Origin of the sequence: Azospirillum tabaci (assembly GCF_014596085.1) — a bacterium.
Classification (GTDB): Bacteria; Pseudomonadota; Alphaproteobacteria; order Azospirillales; family Azospirillaceae; genus Azospirillum; species Azospirillum tabaci.
The window spans coordinates 245,166-260,866 of sequence record NZ_JACCJY010000003.1; the positions used below are offsets into that span (position 1 = coordinate 245,166).

A 15,701-nucleotide genomic window follows, 5' to 3' on the forward strand; every position below is an offset into this window, starting at 1 on the left:
CTTGTTTCGATCAGCGGATCAGTTCCAGCACCGCCTTGAAGGCGGGGATGTCCGAGCGCTCCATCCATTCGAACAGGACCATCTCCGTGCTGACAATGGTCGCCCCGGCGGCGCGCATGCGGGCGATGCCAAGCTCCGCGTTGGCGGCAACACGCGACGACACGGCGTCCGCCACCAGCACCACGTCATACCCCAGACCGATCAGCGACAGCGCGGTCTGCATCACGCACACATGGGCCTCCGACCCGGCCAGCACGACCTGCCGACGGCCGAGCCGCTCCAGCCGCTCCAGAAAGGCCGGCTCCCGCGCGGCGGAGAAGCTGATCTTCTCCACCACCCCGTCCGGCGGCAGCAGGGCACGCAGGGAGGCGGCGGTCGGACCGAGTCCCCTGGGATACTGTTCGGTGGCGAAGGCCGGCACGCCGAGCAGTCCGGCGGCCTTCAGCAGCGTCGCGGCGTTGCGTTCGACCTGCTCGGACTCGGCGATGGCCGGCATCAGCTTTTCCTGGATATCGACCACCACCAGGACGGAACGTTGGGAGGAAAGAAGCATCGGAGGGCTGCCTTTTTTCATTATCCGGTCCAGACGGAGAAACGAGCCGGAAGAAGGGTCACGACCGCCGCGCGGGCCGGATTTCCGCGGTTTGTACGGACTTTGCACAGCCTAACCGAGCGGGCGCGGAGCGCCAAGCGGCCCATCCGGACCCGCGCGATGCGCGATTTCATCACAAGGTCTATTGACAGCGCCCTTTGACTTCATATTCTGCCGCACCATCTACTCGTCGGGCCGTACCGGCACGATTTTCGCACTCCAGACAGAAACAGGTTGGATGCTCTTTTCGGAACTTGGGCTTGGACCTGACGTCCTGCGGGCAATCGAGGACAAGGGTTACACCCAGCCGACGCCAATTCAGGAACAGGCCATTCCCTGGGTCCTGCAAGGCCGCGACGTGCTCGGCTGCGCGCAAACCGGCACCGGGAAGACGGCCAGCTTCACGTTGCCGATGATCAGCATCCTGGCTTCGGGCCGGGCGCGGGCGCGCATGCCGCGGTCGCTCATCCTCGAGCCGACCCGGGAGCTGGCGGCGCAGGTCGCCGAAAGCTTTGAGACCTACGGCAAGCACCACAAGCTCAGCATGGCGCTCCTGATCGGCGGCGAGACCTTCACCGAGCAGGTGAAGCGGCTGGACCGCGGGGTGGACGTGCTGATCGCGACGCCGGGCCGTCTGATCGACCTGTTCGAGCGCGGCAACATCATGCTCAACGACATCAAGGTCTTCGTCATCGACGAGGCGGACCGGATGCTCGACATGGGCTTCATCCCGGACATCGAACGGATCGTCAGCAAGCTGCCCAAGCTGCGCCAGACGCTGTTCTTCTCCGCCACCATGCCGCCGGAAATCCGCCGTCTGGCCGATGCCTTCCTGTCGAACCCGAAGGAAGTGACCGTCGCCCCGCCGGCCTCCCCGTCGGAGACGGTGACCCAGGCCATGGTCCTGGTGCACGAGGAGGACAAGCGCAAGGCGCTGCGTCACCTGCTGCGCACCGAGGACGTCAAGAACGCCTTCATCTTCTGCAACCGCAAGCGCGACGTCGCCATCCTGCAAAAGTCGCTGGAGAGCCACGGCTTCAACGCCGGCGCGTTGCACGGCGACATGGTGCAGTCGAAGCGGATGGAGACGCTGGAGGCCTTCAAGAAGGGCGAGATCACGCTGCTCGTCTGTTCCGACGTGGCGGCGCGCGGCCTGGACGTGCAGGGGCTCAGCCACGTCTTCAATTTCGACGTGCCGATCAGCGCGGAAGACTATGTCCACCGCATCGGACGCACCGGCCGGGCCGGCCGTTCCGGCCGCGCCTTCACGCTGGCCAGTCCGCTGGACGGCAAGCAGGTTTCGGCCATCGGCCGTCTCATCAAGCGGGAGATTCCGTTGATCGCGATTGACGGCCTCGAGTCGGCCGAGTTCCTCAGCGAGGACGAGGCGCGCCGTGGCCGCAGCCGGGGCCGTGGCAAGGACAAGGAGCGCGGCGACCGCGCGCCGCGCGCCGAGCGCGCCGAACGTCCCGACCGCGAGGAGCGGGCGCCCCGTGAGGAGCGTCAGGCCCGTGAGGAACGCCAACCGCGCGAGGAGCGGCCGAGCCGCGAAGACCGCCCGGTGCGCGAGGAGCGGCAGCCCCGTGAGGAGCGCCAGCCGCGCGAATCGCTGGCCGCCGTCGAGAACCGCCGCCAGGAGCCGCGCCGGGATCGGGACCGCGACCGCCGCCGCCGCCGCGACGAGGACGAGGACGACACACCCGTGATCGGCTTCGGCGACCATATGCCGGCCTTCATGCTCCGCTCGGCGCGGCGCCCCGCCCCGGCCGAGCCCGCCGAGCAATCCTCGCAGGAGGGCTGACCGCAAATGCAGACCATCTTCGTCATGGTCAAGTGCGAGCTGGGCAAAGCCTATCAGGTGGCCGATCAGGCCGTTCAGGACATCGAGCAGGTGTCGGAGGTGCACTCCATCTCCGGCCAGTACGATCTGCTGATGAAGTGCTATCTGCCCCAGGATCTGGACATCGGCCGATTCGTGACCGAAAACATCCAGACCCTGACCGGGGTGCGCGACACCTTCACCCTCATCGCCTACAAGGCCTTCGCCTAGGGGTTCGACGGGTGCGGAAACCGCCCTGACGAGGCGCGGATCAGGTAGGAAAATGGGGACCTCCGCGTCTTGCGGTCGGTCCCCTTTTTCATGACTCCGCCTTACGGCAACAGGCTTTGGACAATTCGCGAGACGCGCCGCGAAACCGTTGACTTGGCCGGTTGGTTACCTCAAACGTTCCGCATGTCCCAGCTCCCGTCCCGACATGCCCGGCGCGCCCGCGCCACCAGCCCGAAGATGCACCGCCCGTTGGACCGCCGGTCGCTGGTCCTGCGATCCGGCATCGTCGCCCTGATGGCCGCCTGCGGCATCGTCCTGGCCGATCTGGCCGACGCCCAGCAGCCTCCCGCTCCGCCGCCGCAGGCGAACGCCGCCCCGCCGGTCGGGCCGGATCAGGGCGGGCGGCTCGAAGTCGTCGTTCCCTCGTCGGAACCGACCACGGGAAAGCCGCAGGACCCTCCGGTCCTTCTGGGAGCCGACACGGTCACCTTCGACGAGGCGAATAGCCTCGTGACGGCGTCGGGCAACGTGGAACTGTCGCAGGGCGCACGGACGGTCCACGCCGACACGATCACCTACAACCAGAAGACCAAGGTGGTCATCGCGTCGGGCAACGTCCGTCTGGTCGAGCCGTCGGGCGACATCCTGTTCTCCAACTACGCGGAACTGACCGACGACATGCGCGACGCGTTCGTCGAGAACGTCCGCGTGCTGATGACCGACAACAGCCGCATGGCCGGCGCCGAGGGCGAGCGACGCGGCGGGCGGTTGATCCGCCTGAACCGGGCGGTCTACAGCCCCTGCGAGCTGTGCAAGTCCGATCCGACCAGCCCTCCCGTCTGGCAGATCCGCGCGGCCCGCGTGGTCCAGGATAACGAGGAGCACGAGGTCCGCTACCGTGACGCCTTCATGGAAATGTTCGGCGTTCCCTTCTTCTACACACCCTACCTGTCCCACCCCGATCCCACGGTGGACCGGCGCTCGGGTTTCCTGACGCCCAGCTTCCGGAGCAACTCCGAACTCGGTTTCGGCGCCATCTCCCACTATTATTGGGATATAGCGCCGGACCAGGACGCCACCCTCGACGTCGGCGGCTACTCGAATCAGGGCCTGTTCCTGGGCGGCCAGTACCGCAAGCGCTTCGAGAACGGGCGGCTGCAGCTCGACGTGTCGGGGACGCAGGGCGAGATTCCCAACGGCACGCTGAAGGGCGCCGACGACCGGCGCTGGCGCGGGCACGCCTTCGCCAGCGGCCTGTTCGACATCGACGAAACCTGGCGCTGGGGTTTCAATCTGAAACGGTCCAGCGACGAGCTGTATCTGCGCCGCTACTTCAACATCCGCGACGAAGTGTTGACCAGCCGGGCCTTCGTCGAAGGATTCAACGGACGCAACTATGCGGCGGTGAACGCCTACAGCTTCCAGGATCTGCGCTGGGGCAACACGGTGCAGGAACCCTACGTGCTGCCTGAGGCGCGCTACAACGCCCTGGGCGAACCGGGCAGCCTGCTGGGCGGGCGCTGGTCCCTGGACAGCAGCCTGCTGGCCGTCGCCCGTCCGGGCAGCAGCGGCCCGGACACCCAGCGTCTGGCCGTGCAGCCCGGCTGGCAGCGCGACATCTATTCCAATCTCGGCTTCGTCACCACGATCGAGGGCAGTGTCCTGCTGGCCGGGTACACAGCCCAGCGGTTCGATCCGAACGATCCGGCCGGAACTGGCAACGACAGCATCCAACGCCTGCGCTTCTTCCCCCAGGCCATGGCCACCGTCCGCTATCCCTTCGTCCGTTACGGCGAGAACAACTTCCAGACCATCGAGCCGATCGGCCAGATCAGCGTGTCGCCGCGGGTGGACAACGATCCGGCCTTCCCGAACGAGGACAGCCTCGACGTCGAGTTCGACGAGGTCAACCTGCTGATGCCCAACCGCTTCACCGGCATCGACCGGCTGGACGGGGGACCGCGCGCCACCTATGGCCTGCGCACGACGTTCCAGGGCTACAAGACCGGTTCGGCCAGCCTGTTCGTCGGTCAGAGCTTCCGCGCCGACGACACGGACAACTTCCGTGGCGGATCAGGGCTCGACAAGAAGACGTCGGATTACGTCGGTCGTCTCGATCTGCGCCCGGCGGATTGGCTGGACGTGAATTACGGCTTCCGCATCGACCACGACACGCTGAAGCCGCGCCGGCATTCGGTCAACGCGTCGGCCGGCGTGCCGCTGCTGCGCGTTTCCGGCACCTACACCTATGTCGACCAGACCGAGAATCCCTACGTCGTCGAGCGGAACGAGGTCGAGCAGGCGGGCATCTCGGTGTCGTCGCAATTCTCGGAACACTGGTCGATCGGCGTGTCCCATTCTCAAGCCTTCCGTCCCGATGCGGGACCGCGCTCCAGCGCGGGCATCCTCCGCTATCAGGACGAATGCCTGATCTTCGAAACCATCGCCCAGCGCGACTACACCGTCATCCAGAACGGCGAGCAGGAAGGAAACACCATTTTCTTCCGCTTCGTGTTCAAGAATGTCGGCGAGTTCCGCACGCCGGGGATCAGTGCCGGATTCCTCGGCCCGTCCGGAGCCAGCAACTGATCGGGAGCGGCGTCTCCGGCCAAGGTCAAGGGGTTGCATCGGGCGGCCGATCTGGGTAGCCATAGCACCCTCTTCTTCCGCTCGGGTTTGCTGCACATGGCCTTGGGACGCTACGACTACGAACGCCGTTATCGCCGCCGCTTCTGGGCGGGGTTCGCGAAGTTCGGTCTGTTCGCCGCCGTTCTCCTCGGTGTCGGTCTGTTCGCCTACCAGATGGGCATCGAGCAGTTGAAGGGCCGCGACGTCACGTTGCGGGAGGAGATTTCCACCCTGTCGCGCCAGAAGGCGGAGCTGGAACTGCTCGCCAGCCAGATGCAGCACGCCGCCCGGACGGCGGAGGCCCGCGCCGCGGAGCTGGAGAGCCGGCTCCAGCGCGAGGTACCCTCGGGCGATCTCGCGCGGCTGACCGGCTTGGTGTCGGAACGGCTGAAGGGCGGCATGGACCCCAACCGTCTCGCCTTCGTGATCGCCCAGGTCCAGGCGGTGCGCAACTGCCAGCCGGCGGAAAGCAAGCGATTCGCCCTGGCCACGCCCCTCCTGAAATCGGGAAACCGCAGCACCAGCTTCAACAACGGGGCGGTGACGGTGAGCGGCGAGGGCCAATCGTCACGCAACACGCAGGGCAACGCCGAAAGCTGGTTCGACCCGGCGCAGCCGGTGACCATCAAGATCGCCGGCATGGGCGGCAAGGAGACGGTCGCCAAGGGTGTTCTGCCCTTGCACCAGACGGTGGTGCTCGACAACACCGAGTACCGCTTCACCTTCACGCCCGGCGCCCGCTCCTTCGTGGACGTGACCGCCGACCGCTGCCCCTTCCCTTAATCCTCGTCCCGAACGGCAAAGGCGCGGGGCGGCTTGCCGGCCGCGTGGATGTCCCACATCGTCGCGTAGGCGCGTTCCAAGGCGCGGGCGAAGCGGTCGGTGTCGAACAGCGGCGCGCCGTCCCGCTCCGCGGCGAGGCGCGTTTTCAGCCGGGCAAGACCGTCCGGGTCGCCGGCCAGCCGCAGGGCCGCAGCCTCATAATCGTCAAGCGAGCGCACCGCCAGTTCGGGCAGCCCGGCGGCGCGCAGCAGGCTTGCCCCGACGCGGGACGCGAACCCCTCCCCCGGCACCGTCAGCACCGGCAGGCCCGCCCACAGCGCGTCGCTGGCGGTGGTGTGGGCGCCGACCGGCGTGGTGTCGAGGAACAGGTCGGCCAGACGGTAGCGCGCCAGATGCTCCGCCGGTGGGCGCCGGGGGGCGAAGACCAACCGGCCCTCCGCCACGCCCCGGCGCGCGGCCTCCCGCCGCAGATTCGCGCTCGCCTCCGGATGGCTGTCCAGCAGCCACAGCGCGCTGTCCGGCACCGCGCGCAGCAGTCCGCACCACCGGTCGAACAGATCCGGCGTGATCTTGTAGGCGGCGTTGAAGCAGCAGAAGACCACGCCACGCTCCGGCAGGCCACAGGCCGCGCGGGACGGGGTCGGACCGATCGGCCGGCTTCGGTCGTTGGGCTGATAGCAGAGCGGAAGCTGGACGATCCGCTCCGCGTAGAAGGGCTGGTGATCAAGCGGTGTGACCAGCGGATCGCCGATCACGTAATCGATGCAACCCGCCCCCATCGTCCCCGGATAGCCCAGCCATTGCGCCTGCACTGGGGCGGGCCGATGGGCGGCGATCTCCGGCCGGGCGTGCTGGGTGAAGCCCTTGAGGTCCACCAGGATGTCGACCCCGTCGTTCCGGATGCGGGCCGCGGCGTCGGCGTGGGAGCGGGTGGAAAGGTCCACGAATCGGTCGAAGGCGGCCGACAGCCGTCGCCTCATCGGGCCGCCGTCATCGGGCCCATAGCTGTAGCCGGCGACCTCCACCCGGCTCCGGTCGTGACGCTCGATCAGTTCGGCGATGAGGGCGGCGGTGGCGTGCTCGTGATAGTCGGCGGACAGATAGCCGACGCGCAGGCGGCCGCGCGATACGGCGTCGCGGCGGACCGGCATGGCGGCGATGCCCCGCGTCCGCCAGTCCGCGTAGCGGCTGGCGCAGGCCAGCTCCGTCGCCGGACCGGCGCCCTCGCCAAGGAAGATCCAGGGATGGACCTGCCGCGTCGCACCGCCGCGCACCAGCGCGGTCAGCTGCGCGGAGCGCTCCGCCAGCCCGTCCCAGCGGCAGAGATGTCGCATCTGCTGGACGAGCTGGGCGAGCACGCCGCCTGGGTCGGACAGACCAAGCGCCAGTGCGCGTTCGAAGGCCGGCAGGCTATCCGCGAGGCGTCCGGCCTCCTTCATCACCAACCCAAGATTCGCATGGGCCTCGGCGAGATCGGGACGCAGGGCCAGGGCGTTGCGGTAACAATCGGCGGCGGCATCCGCCAGCCCTGACTCCTGGATCGCCGCGCCGAGGTTGAGCCACCCGGGAACCAGCGTGGGGTCGAGCGACACGGCCCGGCGCAGCGCCGTCTCCGCCGCCTCCCGATGGCCCAACACGCGGAGCAGGACGCCCTGGTTGCAGGGGGCCGGAGCGAAGCGCGGCATCAGCCTCGCGGCCTCGCCATAGGCATCGGCCGCCTCCGCGGAGCGGCCAAGCGCCTGAAGAGTCAGGCCGAGATTGAAATGGTTGCCGCCGAAGTCGGGCAGCCAGCACAGGGCGGCGCGATGGTGAGCCTCGGCCTCGGCCGCCCGCCCTTGCCGCCGCAACGCCTCGCCGTAGGCGGAGCGGGCCACCGCCTCTTCCGGCGTGCCAGGCTCGCCCAGTGCGTCGAGCGCGCCGAACAGACCGGCCTGCGCCGCGGAGTCGCCGGGCAGGGCGGCCAGGGCCGCACGGCACGCCCCGATCCGGGCACGGAGGGCGGCGGTCATCGCCGGTGGCCGCCTATTTGCGGACCCAGCGCCCGCCCGACAGCACATACTGGCCGGCGGGAGTCCGCTCGATCAATTGCTTTCCGGCCAGGGCCTGGACCTGATCCACCGAGGTGCCGTTGCTGCCGGCGATTTCGCGGTAGCGGGCGAGGCGCTGGGCGTTGACCTGCTCGGCCAACTGGGCCGCGGTGGCCGGCGCGCCGGGGACCGCCCCGACCAGCCCGTCCGGCCGTTCGCCGATCTGCCCGGCGGCCTTGGCGGCGCCCAGAGCGTCCTGGGCCGGCGCCATCATAGGAACCGACAGGGCAAGCGCCAGGACCAGCCCGGCGGTGGCAAACATGCGCTTCATGGCTTTTTCCCTCCCTTCGCACCGCCCGAGGCGTCCTGGGCCGGCGGCAGTCCGAACAGGGCCGGATCGTCCGCGATGGCCTTCTCCAGGTCGCGCTCGACCTTCACCCGGACCTCTTGTTCGATCCGGATGTTCAGGTTGATCTCGATGGGCTTGTCCGGGGCCTCGACCTTGACGGTCGGCGTACAGGCGCCCATTCCGGCCCCCAACCCAGCGATCAGTGCGGCGGTCAGGACGCGCCGGCTTCGAACCGTGTGTCTCATGGATTCTTTCGTTGGAACTCCGTCATGCGGTCGCGCACCGTCTCGGGTATGCGGTAGGTGTCCAGGCTCTGCCGCAGAATCCGGTCGAGCGCGCCGCTCACCTTAAGATTAAGCGCGACCGGATAGCCATCGTAGAATGCCGGATTGGACCCGCGGATGGCGATCCCGACCGCCAGCTCTCCGCCGGCCTGCCCCTCCATGGTGGCGCTCAGCGTGTCGTAGCGGAAGTCGGTCAGCGCCCCCATCAGCAGGGCCGTCGGACTGCCCTCTTCCCCCTTCAGGAAGCCCGGCGGATTCTCGGGATCGTAACGCAGCGTGCCGGGACCGTCGGCCTCCAGCAGCCCGTTGTCCAGATGGACGGAGTCGGCCTCGATGCGCACCGGCAGGCTCCCGCTGACCGTTCCGCTCGCCTTCAGGCCGTCCACCGCGACCATCGCCAGCATCGGGCCGAGATGGACCCCCTCCGCCCGCAGCGTCACCGTTCCCCGCGGCGCCACCGGGTCGATGGCGAAGGGGTCGGCCCGCAGAACCCCGCCGGCCCAATGCCATTCGGCGCGCTCCACGCTCAACCGGCCCTTCGCGCCGTATCCGAAGCGGAAGCTCCCATCGGTCAGCGGCAACCCGACGTCGAGAAGCTTCACCGCCAGCGTCTGGCCGGGCGCGACCACCGGCGGAAACAGGCTGGGAAGGGACAGAACTCCGTTGATCCCGCTGGCCGAGACCGGCCCGAACCGTCCGGCGAGGTCGGCGAGCAGCAGGTCGCCCTGGGTTTTCAGCGCCGCACCGTCCCAGGTCAGACGGGCCTTTGCCGTCAGGGTGCCCGCTGTCTCGGCAATCGTGTCGGCGCCTGTCCAGTGGGTCAGGACCGGCAAGCCCTTGGCTGGGGCCGTCAACGTCGCCTGCCCGCGGTGAAGCGTGCCGTCGCGGGTCATCGTCAGGCGCAGCGTCCCGTTGGCCGTGCCCCGCGGTGTCGCCAGCGTCACCGCGGTCTCGCCGAGTTGGATGGCGTCGATGGGAATTGCGAAGGCGTCATCGCCCGCCGCGCCACCGTTGCCCGCCGTCTCTGCAGAGCTGGTCAATGGGTAGCCGGCGATGCGCAGGCCGCCGTCCTTGGCCACGTCCAGCCTCAGGCGGGCATCCGCTAGGTCCAGACGTTCGATTCGCCCCTCCCGAAGGACGTCCAGCGGGTGGCGGAGGATGAGCGTGCCGCCGACCGCCCCCTGTCGGTCCAGGCGGACCAGGGCGCGGGTCTGCTCCGCGGACAGGTCGGTCACCGTCACGGCGGCGTCCGGAAAGCCGGCGCGGCGCAGCGCCTGTGTGGCGACGGTGCCGGCCAGATCGGTCCGGTGCTGAACGAGCAGGACGGCCGCCCCGCCGATCAGCGTCAGCTTCACCAGCACCAGCCATCGTCTCAACCGCCGCACGCTTTGCTGCCGCACGCCCCACCCCTTGCCCTCGAACTCGCCATGCTCTCTTTCGGGTATGAACACCCGAAGGGCAGTGTATCGTCCATCGCGGTCTGGGCGCGACCGTGCAGAGCTGAGACAATGGTGAGCCGGCAGGGAGCCGGTGCTCGGACCTCCGCCGATGAAGGCAGCCCCGCAGGGCGTCTTTGCATCGGCGCCGGTTTCCCCTATGGTCGCGTCCGCGGAATCGGCACATCGGAGTGTTTCGCATGTTGCGGTGGACGCGCATTCTCATGGCGGCACTGTTCGCCACTTTCATCTTCGCTCAGGGGGAGGCCAAGGCCTTGGATCCGGAAAACACCCTCTACCTCGACCTCAAGGACGGCCGCGTGGTCATCGAACTGCGCCCCGACCTGGCACCGAACCACGTCGCCCGCATCAAGGAACTGACCCGTCAGGGCTTCTACAACGGCGTCGTCTTCCACCGCGTGATCGACGGCTTCATGGCCCAGACCGGCGATCCGACCGGCACCGGCACCGGCGGCTCCGGCAAGAAGCTTAAGGCCGAATTCAGCGGCGAGCCGCATGTCCGCGGCACGCTGTCGATGGCCCGCACGCCCGACCCGGACAGCGCCGACAGCCAGTTCTTCATCTGCTTCGCCCCGGCCCCGTTCCTGGACAAGCAGTACACCGTCTGGGGCAAGGTCGTCGAAGGCATGGAGTTCGTCGACAAGATCAAGAAGGGCAGCCAGTCCCGCAACGGTCAGGTCAGCGACCCGGACAAGATCGTCAAGATGCAGGTTGCCGCCGACGCCAAGTAACGGCTTCGGGATCGGACCGCCAATCAAGCGGTCCGCTTCAGGCGATCGGGGCGGTGAAACCGCGCACCGCCCCAACTCCTGTCCCGATCCGCCCGGCGCTCACGGCCCGTTCATCGCCGCGGTCAGCGCCACCAGGAGATCCCGCATGCTGCGGGGACGGTCCTGCCAGCGCATCGACAGGCCGCACAACAGCACCTTCTCGAACCCCGGCGGCACCGTGGCGCCGCCTTCGGCCAGACGGGGCACCCGATCGCTCATGAAGCGGCTGGTGGCATCGGGCGGTGTTTTTCCGGTCAGCGCGTAGTAGGCGGTGGCGCACAGCGCGTAAACGTCCGTCCAGGGTCCCTGCTTGCCATCCGGCGCGTATTGCTCGGGGGGCGCGTAGCCCGGCTTCAGGATCACCGTCAGGTCGGCGCTCTTTCCAGCGGCGTGACGCGCTGCGCCGAAATCCAGCAGTTTGCGTTCGCCGCCGCTCGTCAGGAAGATGTTGTCGGGGCTGATGTCGCGGTGGATCAGGCCCTGTTCGTGCACGGCGTGCAGCGCCTTGATGATCGGTGACAGCAGGATCAGCGTCTGGCGCGCCGCGATCCGCCCGCCGCTTTCGGCGACATGCCGCTTCAGGGTCCGTCCGTCCAGAAGCTCCATGACGAGGTAGGCGGTCTCGTTCTCCTCGAAGAAGTCCTGGACACTGACGATCTCCTTCACCTCCCGCAGGCGGGCGAGCATCCGCGCCTCCTCCAGGAACTTCGCCAGTCCGGCCGAAAAGCCGCGCGCATGATCGTCGGAGAACGGGACGACCCCCGACGATCCGGTGGCGCGGGATACCAGATTGGTCGGATAGAACTCCTTCACCGCGACCCTGATCTGAAGCCGTTCGTCCCAGCCGAGGTAGGTGGCTCCAAAGCCCCCCTGCCCCAGGACCCGTCCCACGAGGTAACGGCCCAGAAGCCGGGTCCCAGGAAGAAGATGGACGCCGGCGCGGTTCTGAAGGCGGACCGGATAACCGCAATCCCGGCACGCCTCGCGCGGCGCTTTCGGCACGAAGCAGGCCGGGCACAGGCCCGGCGCGGCGGCGGCCGATGCCTCCATCGTCACCGCGGCGACGCTGACCGGAGAGGCGATGCCGCGGACCGGTGGCGCCACCACGGTCGGCAGCGCCGTGGCGCCGCAGGGTTCGAAGGCGGCCCCTGCTCCCGATTGGCTGACCGGTGGGGATGGCTTGGCCGAGGGCAGCGGCATCTGGCTCAGCCGGTCCAGCAGCTCGTAGAGGCGGCGGACCTCCGCCTGGGCGATGTCGTCGCCCTGGGCACCAGCCAGTTCGGCCTGGAACTGCGGCTGGCGGACGGTGTCCAGGATGTGCTGGCGCAGCGCCGAAAGCGCCCCGTCATCGCTGACCAGACCGCAACAGGCCAACTCCGCCAACCGGATGATCCGGCGGCGCGGCAGCGGTTCGATCTGGCGCAGGCGCTGGACGAGCCTGCCCCGGCGGGCGAATTCGTCGGCCACCGAGCCCGCGCGGGCGGCGATCCTTTCCCGGTCTTGCTCCGGCAGGGCGGACCCCCGAATGGCCTCCACCGCCCCGGACAGGGCCTGCCGCACCAGCGCCGTGTCGGGCGTCTGGAGCACCATGTTTTCCACCAGCAGCTCGTTCTTCAGGGCGGCGTCCAGCGCGTCCACGATTTCGCCCATGTGCCGCTCCGCGGCGGGCACCGCTGAAACGGCGGCCAGATAGTGGATTCGGCAGATCAGGTCCGGCTGTGTTTCGCTGAGTCCGACGATGGAACGCCGGTAGGCGCTCGCCCCGCCCTGCTCCAACCGGCGGGAATAGCGGACAGTCAATGCGTCGGCCATGGCGGCCCCACCGGTCAGCCCCGCCGGGGACAGCAGATGCCCCATCAGCGTGCGCAGCAGGTCGGCCTCCTGCTCCGCGGTGCCGCGTCCGAGCGTCTGAGGCGCACGGAGCTGGCGCCGGATGCGCTCCAGCACCATGCTGCGGGCGGCGGGCAGGCGGCCCTGGCGGAACAGACCGTTGAGCCCCCCCAGACGGTTCGGCCCGAACGCCTCAATCGGCACGCGCCCGTACAGAAGGTTGCACAGCGTCACCAACGGCGACCCGCCGGCCGGCGTGCTTCCCAACAGCTCGTGGGTGGCGGCGGGAGAGGCCAGCACGTCGCCGATCACCTCGTCCAGCGCCGCGGACAGCGCATCCTGCCGTTCCGCCGGGAAGAGCTGCATCAGCGCGTCGAGCTTCGACGTCCAGGTTCGGCATTCCTCCAGTTCCAGGCAGACCGCCGCCCGCAAGTCGAACCCCGCGTCGCCGGTCGGCGACTTTCCCGGCGCGCTGCGCAGAACGGACTCAATGAGGGCGCGCCCCCGCGCCAGCCCGGAGAAGGCGGTTTGGACAGCACGGGCCTTCGCCGCGGTTTCGGAAACCGCGTTGTCCAACGCGCGGCGGCGGGCCTTCGCCTCCTGGCCGGGAAGGCGGGCCTGCACCGTGGCGATCCTGCCCAGGGCGGACTCCATCAGCGTGGCCTTGGCCTGCAGTGCCTTCAGATGCCGGGCGTTGTGGATCAGCTCCGTCGGGGTCAGCACGAGGCTGTCGAGATGCTGGCGCAGGACGATGCCGATGACCATACGCGCCGGCCCGCCATGGTGCTCGGCGAGCGTGTGGCACAGCACCGCCTCGTCGAGCGTGCCGACGGAGCCGGGTGCCCCTGCGGAAGCGGGCGTCCTGGAGGCGGGCATTGACACGGGCGGCCTTTGGGCGGGATCGGCGCGGTGGATGGCTTGGAGGGTCGGTCATAATCCGCGCGATCCGGTAAACAGCCGGTATACGCGGGCCAAATTGGCTGAACGGTGCGGTTGCACGACAGCTGGGGGTGTTTGCGCAAAGGTGTTGCAAGGGGCCATTGGGCTTGGCCCATCGCACACTTTTGCGCGCAGCCCCGCCCTTCCCTTCCCCTGCGGGCTGTGCGATACCCGAACCGATACCGGCGTCCAACCACCGCCGGCAGGAGATTCGGATGGAGCAGGTCGAGTTGGACCAGGGAATCGACGTCCAGATCCTAACGCTGAATCGCAGCGCTGCGAACGGCTCCCTGGAATGCACGCTGTGCCCCCGGCGCGGCGGCGTCGTGGCCCGCCTCGCTTGGCACGGCGCGGACGGAACGATCGACCTCCTGCGTCCGGCCTCCGACTGGGCGTTGCGCCACGGCTCGGCCAACGACATGGGCTGCTTCCCGCTTGTCCCCTTCTCCAACCGCATCGGTGGAGGGCAATTCAGCTACGACGGACGACAGGTGCGGCTTCCGCTCGACGGGGACGGCAACCCGCACGTCATTCACGGCCATGGCTGGCGTGCCGACTGGACGGTCGAGGACGCCACCGAGTCGGCCGCGCGCATGGTCTTCCGGCATCGCGCCGACGCTTGGCCCTGGCGCTACCGCGCGACGCAGACCGTGGTGCTGGAGGAGGATGGGGCCAGCCTGACCCTCTCGCTCGTCAACGAGGACGACGCGCCGATGCCCGCCGGGATCGGGCTGCACCCCTATTTCCCGAAGCCTCCGGGCACCCGGCTGACCGCCCGGGTCGGCGGCGTCTGGTTGAACGGACCGACCATCCTTCCGGTGGAGCGCGTCGCGGTGCCGCCCCGCTGGGCCTTCACGGACGGGATCGTCATGGACCGGACCGTTCTCGACAACGGCTTCACCGGTTGGGACGGAGTGGCGGCGCTGGACTGGCCGACGCTCGGCCGGCGGCTGTCGATCGAGACGGAGGGCCCGTTCGGCCATCTCATCGTCTATGCCCCGCCGGACCAGGACTACCTCTGTGTCGAGCCGGTGTCCCACATGACCGACGCGGTCAATCGCAAGGAGCAACCCGACACCGGCTTGCGCCGTCTGGAACCGGGCGAGGAACTGAGCGGCACCATGCGTCTGCGCCTGGAGCCGCTCGCCCGTTGAAAGCCGAACCCCGGCGTCAGCGGCAGCGGACGAAGGTGGCGCCGAAGGCCGGTTGATCCAGCGTCAGGAACAGGCGGTCCAGCCGCGGCGCGTCGGCAGCGTCCAGGCGCAGCGTGCCCTCCGGCAACCCCTCCTCCCCGCCGAAGGACAGGCCGTCCGCCGGATCGCCCTCGCCGGGCGCCAGCGGACCTTCCAGGGGAAAGGCGGCAATCCGCGGGTCGTGCAGGCTGAAGGCGCCGTCGCCGGTGATTTCCAGGTAGGAGGTCCGGCAATCGTCGATCGGCGTCCGGGTGGCCGGATCGGCCTTTGCCCAACGGCCGGTCAGGGCCGGCACATCCGCCGCGCGCTTCACCGCGCCCGGCTTCGCTTGGCCCTGGACGTTGGCTGGAGCCGGGCGTAGCGGGGCGGAGGCGGAAACGGTCAGCGGCTCGTCCGCCACCGGGGCGCGGCGGGCGGCCAGCTCCAGTTCCAGCGCCCTGGTGCGCTCAGCCATCTGGCGTGCCAAGCAAGCGGCGCGGTCCTTGCCCTTCTTCGGGTCGGCCAGATCGGCCTCTGCGACCGGGCAGGCTGCGTCCCGCCGCTGGAGCCATGCGCGCTGGCCGGCGGCGACCGCCTCCTCACCCGCCTTCCCGGCCTCGTCGGCCAGCGCCCGCAGCGCCGAATCGAGCTTGTCGGCGGTGGCCTCCAGAGACGTGTCCCGGCAGAGCAGCAGCGCCACCGGCGTCTCCCCGGCGCAGTCCACGGGCTTGGCGGCCTCCCCGCTGGTGTCCGCCGCCATGGCCGTGCCGGCCATCAGCATGCCCGCCAGAAGAATCGCTGCCCGCATCGCACAAATCCC

The 15,701-nt window shown here is 69.0% G+C and carries 13 protein-coding genes; 6 read left to right on the forward strand and 7 right to left on the reverse strand.

The features are described from left to right. Nucleotides 1-10: 10 nt before the first annotated feature. Complete coding sequence (locus H0B54_RS06215) at nt 11-553, reverse strand: hydrolase (protein WP_188259647.1); 543 nt, start codon at nt 551-553, stop codon at nt 11-13. Between the two features lie 277 nt (nt 554-830). On the opposite strand from H0B54_RS06215, the gene H0B54_RS06220 reads away from it, so the two are divergent. The 4 genes from H0B54_RS06220 (at nt 831) to H0B54_RS06235 (ending at nt 6,053) form a co-directional block, all read left to right on the forward strand. Beyond that, complete coding sequence (locus H0B54_RS06220; RefSeq protein ID WP_188259648.1) at nt 831-2,393, forward strand: DEAD/DEAH box helicase; 1,563 nt, start codon at nt 831-833, stop codon at nt 2,391-2,393. Between the two features lie 6 nt (nt 2,394-2,399). Then, nucleotides 2,400-2,642, forward strand: a complete 243-nt coding sequence (locus tag H0B54_RS06225) for an Lrp/AsnC ligand binding domain-containing protein (protein ID WP_014198771.1) — start codon at nt 2,400-2,402, stop codon at nt 2,640-2,642. 183 nt (nt 2,643-2,825) lie between these two features. After that, complete coding sequence (locus H0B54_RS06230; RefSeq protein ID WP_188259649.1) at nt 2,826-5,231, forward strand: LPS-assembly protein LptD; 2,406 nt, start codon at nt 2,826-2,828, stop codon at nt 5,229-5,231. A gap of 96 nt (nt 5,232-5,327) precedes the next feature. Beyond that, nucleotides 5,328-6,053 (forward strand): hypothetical protein, encoded by a 726-nt coding sequence (locus H0B54_RS06235; RefSeq protein WP_188259650.1) that lies wholly within the window; start codon nt 5,328-5,330, stop codon nt 6,051-6,053. On the opposite strand, the gene H0B54_RS06240 is transcribed toward H0B54_RS06235, so the two are convergent. The 4 genes from H0B54_RS06240 to H0B54_RS06255 are packed head-to-tail and all read right to left on the reverse strand — an operon-like array spanning nt 6,050 to nt 10,113. After that, the gene (locus tag H0B54_RS06240; RefSeq protein ID WP_188259651.1) at nt 6,050-8,062 is read right to left on the reverse strand and encodes an O-linked N-acetylglucosamine transferase, SPINDLY family protein; all 2,013 of its coding nucleotides are present in this window, start codon (nt 8,060-8,062) and stop codon (nt 6,050-6,052) included. The genes H0B54_RS06235 and H0B54_RS06240 overlap by 4 nt on opposite strands. 13 nt (nt 8,063-8,075) lie before the next feature. Further along, nucleotides 8,076-8,411, reverse strand: a complete 336-nt coding sequence (locus H0B54_RS06245) for a YdbL family probable chaperone protein (protein ID WP_188259652.1) — start codon at nt 8,409-8,411, stop codon at nt 8,076-8,078. Continuing rightward, nucleotides 8,408-8,674 carry a YnbE family lipoprotein gene (locus H0B54_RS06250; protein ID WP_188259653.1) on the reverse strand — a complete coding sequence of 89 codons (267 nt, stop codon included), beginning with the start codon at nt 8,672-8,674 and terminating at the stop codon, nt 8,408-8,410. Before H0B54_RS06250 ends, H0B54_RS06245 begins: the two co-directional genes overlap by 4 nt. Beyond that, nucleotides 8,671-10,113 carry an intermembrane phospholipid transport protein YdbH family protein gene (locus H0B54_RS06255; protein ID WP_188259654.1) on the reverse strand — a complete coding sequence of 481 codons (1,443 nt, stop codon included), beginning with the start codon at nt 10,111-10,113 and terminating at the stop codon, nt 8,671-8,673. The genes H0B54_RS06250 and H0B54_RS06255 overlap by 4 nt, the downstream gene beginning before the upstream one ends. Before the next feature lie 260 nt (nt 10,114-10,373). Between H0B54_RS06255 and H0B54_RS06260 the strand changes: the two genes are divergently transcribed. Continuing rightward, entirely contained in the window at nt 10,374-10,901 is a 528-nt protein-coding gene (locus H0B54_RS06260) for a peptidylprolyl isomerase (RefSeq protein ID WP_246472358.1), read from the forward strand. Nucleotides 10,902-11,000: 99 nt separating this feature from the next. On the opposite strand, the gene H0B54_RS06265 is transcribed toward H0B54_RS06260, so the two are convergent. After that, complete coding sequence (locus tag H0B54_RS06265; RefSeq protein ID WP_188259655.1) at nt 11,001-13,646, reverse strand: protein kinase domain-containing protein; 2,646 nt, start codon at nt 13,644-13,646, stop codon at nt 11,001-11,003. 278 nt (nt 13,647-13,924) lie between these two features. On the opposite strand from H0B54_RS06265, the gene H0B54_RS06270 reads away from it, so the two are divergent. Continuing rightward, a complete protein-coding gene (locus H0B54_RS06270; protein WP_188259656.1) occupies nt 13,925-14,863 on the forward strand; it encodes an aldose 1-epimerase in 939 nt (312 codons plus the stop codon). Nucleotides 14,864-14,879: 16 nt separating this feature from the next. Here the strand turns inward: H0B54_RS06270 and H0B54_RS06275 are convergent, their stop codons facing one another. After that, complete coding sequence (locus tag H0B54_RS06275) at nt 14,880-15,689, reverse strand: lysozyme inhibitor LprI family protein (RefSeq protein WP_188259657.1); 810 nt, start codon at nt 15,687-15,689, stop codon at nt 14,880-14,882. Between the last annotated feature and the right edge of the window lie 12 nt (nt 15,690-15,701).

What these genes read in the sequence shown, in the direction of transcription:
- H0B54_RS06215 (WP_188259647.1), bottom strand. Translation starts at nt 553, where the DNA reads ATGCTTCTTTCCTCCCAACGTTCCGTCCTGGTGGTGGTCGATATCCAG.
- H0B54_RS06250 (WP_188259653.1), bottom strand. Translation starts at nt 8,674, where the DNA reads ATGAGACACACGGTTCGAAGCCGGCGCGTCCTGACCGCCGCACTGATC.
- H0B54_RS06260 (WP_246472358.1), top strand. Translation starts at nt 10,374, where the DNA reads ATGGCGGCACTGTTCGCCACTTTCATCTTCGCTCAGGGGGAGGCCAAG.
- H0B54_RS06240 (WP_188259651.1), bottom strand. Translation starts at nt 8,062, where the DNA reads ATGACCGCCGCCCTCCGTGCCCGGATCGGGGCGTGCCGTGCGGCCCTG.
- H0B54_RS06245 (WP_188259652.1), bottom strand. Translation starts at nt 8,411, where the DNA reads ATGAAGCGCATGTTTGCCACCGCCGGGCTGGTCCTGGCGCTTGCCCTG.
- H0B54_RS06235 (WP_188259650.1), top strand. Translation starts at nt 5,328, where the DNA reads ATGGCCTTGGGACGCTACGACTACGAACGCCGTTATCGCCGCCGCTTC.
- H0B54_RS06265 (WP_188259655.1), bottom strand. Translation starts at nt 13,646, where the DNA reads ATGCCCGCCTCCAGGACGCCCGCTTCCGCAGGGGCACCCGGCTCCGTC.
- H0B54_RS06230 (WP_188259649.1), top strand. Translation starts at nt 2,826, where the DNA reads ATGTCCCAGCTCCCGTCCCGACATGCCCGGCGCGCCCGCGCCACCAGC.
- H0B54_RS06220 (WP_188259648.1), top strand. Translation starts at nt 831, where the DNA reads ATGCTCTTTTCGGAACTTGGGCTTGGACCTGACGTCCTGCGGGCAATC.
- H0B54_RS06270 (WP_188259656.1), top strand. Translation starts at nt 13,925, where the DNA reads ATGGAGCAGGTCGAGTTGGACCAGGGAATCGACGTCCAGATCCTAACG.
- H0B54_RS06275 (WP_188259657.1), bottom strand. Translation starts at nt 15,689, where the DNA reads ATGCGGGCAGCGATTCTTCTGGCGGGCATGCTGATGGCCGGCACGGCC.
- H0B54_RS06225 (WP_014198771.1), top strand. Translation starts at nt 2,400, where the DNA reads ATGCAGACCATCTTCGTCATGGTCAAGTGCGAGCTGGGCAAAGCCTAT.